Source organism: Streptomyces sp. UG1 (assembly GCF_049974585.1).
Taxonomy (GTDB): Bacteria; Actinomycetota; Actinomycetes; order Streptomycetales; family Streptomycetaceae; genus Streptomyces.
Genome location: NZ_JBNGGG010000157.1, coordinates 1 through 900, shown reverse-complemented (window position 1 = coordinate 900; position 900 = coordinate 1). Strand labels below are relative to the sequence as shown.

The following is a 900-nucleotide window of genomic DNA, read 5'->3' as shown; positions in this document are numbered from 1 at the left end:
GGTGAGGCGTCTTTGGCCTGCTCGTGGCTTGTTTTCAGGCGGCCGTGCTCGGAGACGAGGCTGGCGATGGCTCGGTAGGTGTCGGGCAAGCGGTCGCGGCGGTGGGTCCAGCGCGATAGTTGCTTCCAGCGTTTGTGGTCGGCGTGGGCACGCTCGACGGTGATGCGGTCGGAGGAGTGCCCGTGGCGGTCGCGTTCCCACTGCTGGACTCTGCCGGGCAGTGCTCCCGGACGCGGTCTTCTTGGCGGTGTGATCGCTTGCCCGCGATGGTCGCGGCTCAGGCCGAGGTAGCCGTCGTCCAAGAGGACCCTGACGTCGGGGAAGTGCTGGAAGCAGACGGCGATGCCCTCGTTGCGGGCGGCCGTGGCATCGTGCATACGACCAGGCCGCAGGGTGTCGGTCCATAACGTGCGGCCCGCCAGTCAGCGATGACGGTTGCCTTCATGGTGTTCTGTTTCTTCTTCCCGGAAACGAACGCCCGCCGTCCGCCGCGGCCGGCCGGTGGCCGGCGTACCTGGATCTCGGTGGCGTCCAGCCGCAGCGCGATGCCTTCGGCCTGGGCGTGAGCGAACACGTCGGCGATAGTCCGTCATGGCAGGCCGGGGCGGTCGGGGACCGCGCACCCCCGCCCGGCCAGGAGCGTACGCACCTCTGCGATCGCACGGGTGATGGTGGACCGGTCGACGCCGGACAGCAGCCCCAGTACCGAGTGCGGCAGGTCGTGCCGCAGATGGATCAGCGTGGCCACCAGCCGGTCGACGAAGACCAGCTGGTGGCGGGCGCCGGCTCCCGCGGCCCGCTTCCTGGCCCCACCTCGTGCAGCATGGCGGCGACCCTCGACCCCGGCCTGCCACGGCATCGCCAACTCCTCGACCAGGCGGGCGAGATGACGTCGAGAGA

The 900-nt window shown here is 70.0% G+C and carries 1 pseudogene; it reads right to left on the bottom strand.

Going from position 1 to position 900, the window contains the following annotated elements:
- Positions 1-900 (bottom strand): annotated as a pseudogene (locus tag ACP4J3_RS50790) (transposase family protein); the annotation flags it as partial.